The 3,810-nt window shown below is 28.1% G+C and carries 3 protein-coding genes and 2 pseudogenes; 4 read left to right on the top strand and 1 reads right to left on the bottom strand.

Going from position 1 to position 3,810, the window contains the following annotated elements; genetic code table 11:
• Positions 1-669, bottom strand: a 669-nt coding sequence (locus tag HNP67_RS06495) for a site-specific integrase (protein ID WP_184125709.1), incomplete at its 3' end; no start/stop codon positions are given.
• A 430-nt stretch (positions 670-1,099) separates the two neighbouring features.
• On the opposite strand from HNP67_RS06495, the gene HNP67_RS06500 reads away from it, so the two are divergent.
• The 4 genes and pseudogenes from HNP67_RS06500 to HNP67_RS06515 form a co-directional block, all read left to right on the top strand.
• Positions 1,100-2,137: an ErpC protein gene (locus tag HNP67_RS06500; RefSeq protein WP_184125711.1), complete on the top strand. Its 1,038-nt coding sequence runs from the start codon at positions 1,100-1,102 to the stop codon at positions 2,135-2,137.
• Positions 2,138-2,310: 173 nt separating this feature from the next.
• Positions 2,311-2,839: pseudogene (locus HNP67_RS06505) on the top strand (DUF643 domain-containing protein).
• A 181-nt stretch (positions 2,840-3,020) separates the two neighbouring features.
• Positions 3,021-3,587, top strand: a complete 567-nt coding sequence (locus HNP67_RS06510; RefSeq protein WP_184125713.1) for a DUF603 domain-containing protein — start codon at positions 3,021-3,023, stop codon at positions 3,585-3,587.
• Positions 3,584-3,810 (top strand): annotated as a pseudogene (locus tag HNP67_RS06515) (PBSX family phage terminase large subunit); the annotation flags it as partial. The gene HNP67_RS06510 and the pseudogene HNP67_RS06515, both read left to right, overlap by 4 nt.

Raw genomic sequence — 3,810 nt, forward strand, 5'->3', positions numbered from 1 at the left:
TTTAATTTGGAAAGAATTGTATCCATTAGATTTTAAATTTGAAATAAATAAATTTCTACATAAGTGAAGTGATTTATTTGCACGAAATCCTGATTTTTTAAGAAGATTTTTAAATTTATTAGAAATATGGATAATGCTAATTTGATTATCTTTAAACTTATGTTTAGATTTTTGAAAAAAATAAGTGCGTCTTGTATCAAGATTTTTTTCATTAAAATGATTTTTGTGTGCCGTTTGGATAGCTTCAAACTCTTGGGAGCTTATGACAATTTCTCGAATACAAGCAACATTTCTTTTTTTTGCCACATTTACTTTTATGTTGTATAAAGTTTTTCCAGTTTTGCTTAAAAAGGGAGTAATATCTTGCATTTTTACTTTTTGCATTTCAGCACCCCTACACCCACTTATTACCAGTATATGTAGAAACCAACCAGATATTGGATCAGTTTGTTTTAGAGTTTTGATGCATTTTTTAATTATGTTGCTAATTTTTGGGGTCAAATAAAATTTAGGAGTTAGTTTTAAAGATTCTTTTTTAGGTTTAGTTGAATTTTTTAGCGAATTTTTAAGAATTTTGTTTTCATTTTCAAGATTTTGATAATCTTGTATTATTTTGAGCATAAAATCTATACTGATATTATTTAAATTAAAATAATTATTAATGTCCATAAGACAAGCTCCTTCTAGGTGTTACTTTTAAATTAAGTAAAAGTAATAAAAATAGATGTAAATTCTAATTTATATTTTATCAAAAACCAAAAATTTTAGTCAAATTTTATGGGTTCTCATTGCAAGCGAAATTTGGGTTTTATGGTGGCCATAATAAACAGAAGTGGCAATTTCAGAGAGGTGCACTTAAGAAAGATACAATACTTTAAGTGATATATAGCAAAGACGTTGAAATTTAATTTGTATGTGTTTTGTAGTCTCTTTTAATGGGCATCGCATTTGCAATGGAGAGATTTTGGGGAGTTGATTAAAATTACATTTGCGTTTTGTTAATATGTAACAGGTGAATGTAACAAAATTATATATTTAAATCTTTAAAAAATTGTATTTATTGAGGGTTGCATTATTATTAAGACTTATGGAGCGGATTATGAATAAAAAAATGAAAATATTTATTGTTTGTGCTGTTTTTACGCTGATAAGTTCTTGCAAGAATTTTGCAGCTGATAAAGATATAAAACAAAATGTAAAAGAGCAAGTTCAAGGATTTTTAGATAAGATTTTAGATCCAAAAGATAAAATTACTTCAAGTGGTTCAAAAGCAGATGAATTAGCAAGAAAATTACAAGAAGAAGAATTAATGCAGGGCGATGATCCCAATGGCAGAGTATTAGGTCCGCCACCAGTATTGCCTGCAAGTGGCCACGATAGTACACCTATATTAAAAGCAAAAGAACAAAGTGGTGGTCAACAAGAAGGAAAAGTAGAAAAAGCTGAGGCTGAAGTTAAAGAAGAAAAAGCAAAAGAAACTGAAAAAGAAAAAAAAGAACAAGCTAAGGTAGAAAAAGAAGTACAAGTTGAACAAGTTGAAGTTGAAAAGGAAGATAAAGCTAAAAAAGAAGGGGAAGAACAAAAGGGAGAAAAAAAACAAGAAGAAGCTAGAGCAGAAGAGGCCAAACAAGAAGCAGAACAACAGAAACAAGAAGAAGAAAAAAGACAAGTTGAAACCGAAATTAAAACACTTAGTGCAAAAATAGAGGAGATTAGTGAAAATATTAATGTCATAGAAAGGCAAATCAGTGTAGGAGCACAAGGAGTTATAGATAGAATTACAGGGCCTATATATGACGATTTTACCGATGATGAGAATAGTGCCATCTACCAGACTTGGAATTTAGAAGATGAAGAAAGTTCCGAATTAGAAAAGTTATTGAAAGAATTGAGCGATACTAGAAGCGAGTTAAGAACTAAATTAAATGAAGGCAATCAAAAATATACTGGTGGCGAAGAGCCCAAATTAAAAGATAGTGTAAGTGTTAGCGAAATTAAAGAAGATTTAGAGAAATTAAAATCAAAATTAGAAGAGGTTAAAAGCTATCTTGAAGATAGTTCTAAATTTGAAGATATTAAAGGATATATCACCACTGATATTAGCTATGATGGTTGCGTATTAAGATCTTCAAAATAATTAAGTTTTGTATGCATAAAGTAACAGCTGGTTAGAAATCTTAACTAGTTGTTATTTTTTTGTAGATTTCATTGTTATAAATATAGAAATGTTTTCTATCAAAAATTTTATTTAAAAAGTGCAAAAAACTATTGTTCAAAGTATTATTTATTTATATACTCTCTAGAGTTATGATGTATATAAATGAGATTTCGGATTTTTATGATTGTTTGAGTCAAGATACAAAAAAGGAAATAAACAAACTTTATGGAGTTAAGCAATTAACTCTAGAACAAAAAAAAGATTTTTATATAGGTTTTGTATCAATACAAGAATACAAAAGAAAAACCGGAAAAAGTATTGATGAAATCATAAATGCTAGTGTAGACCCTGCAAGAAATTTTATTGAAGACGTTCTGAAAGATAAGCACATAATAGAAAAGTATAAAAATTTTCAAAATATGAAGTTTGATTGTAGATACAAAAAAGGAATGCTAGAGAAATGTTTAAAAAAAATGGGAGAGAAATATTCCGAGCGGTTTTTTGAGTATTGTTTCTGATATTATGGATGAGATTGGTAAAAAAGATCCAAAACGAGAATCAATAGCCGTGGTTCTCGACTTTGTAGAGATATTATTTATAATAATGCACTACTATGATAAGGGAATTTGTACAAGGAAGTATCTTACAAAAACAATGAAAGATTTTTCCCAATTGGTATAGTCAAGTTGTAGCAAAATTTAATAAATTAGTTAATCGCTATTTTTAAATCAATAAAAGTCAATAAATGTCAAACATCTATCAATAGATATCAACAAGACAATAGTTTATGTTAACAATTTACAAATTGAATTACTATTTAGAGTAACAATTTGTTAATTTTGTTATTTTAGGAGAAATTCTTTTGAAAAAAGGTAAAAGGTCTTTTGATGATTATGTTGCATATTTTAGAGAAGGCTCATTAAGTGATGTAGAAATAGCAGAGAGATTGGGAGTTTCTAGAATAAATGTGTGGAGAATGAGACAAAAATGGGAAAGTGGAGGAAATTTTATTAACGAGGACTCTAGAGTAACAATTAGTGAAGATACTTTTGAACATCTTTTAGCACAAACTTTTAGATCAGAAGTTAAAGCTAGGAAAATTAGGGGAGAATTAGATTTAGAGCGGGCTAATTTAGAATTAGGATTTATACGTGAATTCAATCAATATTCTAGTGTTGAGCTTGCTAGTATGCTTTCCAAAATAGAAGATTTAAAATGTAAAATTGATTCTTTATCTAAAGAATGTGATAAAAAAAATGCAAATTGTGTTAATGAAAATATTGAATCTTTGAAAAGTGAGCTTAATGACCTTATAAAGAAGTGTTCAATAAGGAAAATGGAGCTTTACTATGAATGTATGAAAAAACTTGCTACTGTTCATGAAGCTGAAAGTAAAAGCAACTACAAAAATAGTAAAGGGCACAAGTGAACTTATATCAAACAAAATTTTTTACAACACTTCAAAAGCAATATAAAAATCAGTTTGGAGTTGACATATCTAAATTCTTAAAGCCAACAAGTTCTACGGTTAATTTTGATCAATTTGAAGATAAATATTTAACTTTAAAGCAAAAGAACGTGATAAAAAGTATTCAAAAGAATAATGAAAAGAAGATTATACTTAGTGGCGGTATAGCTAGTGGCAAAACGTA

It is taken from the genome of Borreliella californiensis, assembly GCF_014205885.1.
GTDB lineage: Bacteria > Spirochaetota > Spirochaetia > Borreliales > Borreliaceae > Borreliella > Borreliella californiensis.